The organism is Burkholderia sp. BCC1640, from assembly GCF_902833125.1.
GTDB lineage: Bacteria > Pseudomonadota > Gammaproteobacteria > Burkholderiales > Burkholderiaceae > Burkholderia > Burkholderia diffusa.
Genome location: NZ_CADFEF010000164.1, coordinates 1 through 460, shown reverse-complemented (window position 1 = coordinate 460; position 460 = coordinate 1). Strand labels below are relative to the sequence as shown.

The following is a 460-nucleotide window of genomic DNA, read 5'->3' as shown; positions in this document are numbered from 1 at the left end:
CGCGGCTTCATGAACATATTGCGGCGGCAGTCTTCGATGATTGCCTCGGCGGTCTGTCGCAACGTGACGCTGATGTCGGTGCCGCCCTTTCGAACACGCGCCTGGCCGCGTGGGCGGGGACGCGATCGGTGCCGAAGTAGTCGATGTCGTCGATCAGGAACGAATGGATGTACCTGAGCAGCCGATGGCGATCGAATTCCTTGTAGAAACAACGGCCCAGCGACACCACGCGCTTTCCGTACAGCATCGCCTCCAGTCCGACCGTCGAATTGATCGTGACGACGGCTTGCGCATGTCGGAGCAGTTCCGTGGTCGGCGATGTGACGATCTCGAAGTGATAGGTTTCCCGCAAGCGCAGGATTGCCTCGATCTCGTTCTCGTCGGTCTCGGCCGTATGCGGTTTCACGAACAGGTCGGCCCCTTCGTGCATCGCGAATTCGGACGCGTGGCGGATTGCGTC

The 460-nt window shown here is 60.7% G+C and carries 1 pseudogene; it reads right to left on the bottom strand.

Features of this window, described 5'->3' with window-relative positions:
- Window positions 1-130: 130 nt before the first annotated feature.
- A pseudogene (locus HWX25_RS33020) lies at window positions 131-460 on the bottom strand (capsular biosynthesis protein); the annotation flags it as partial.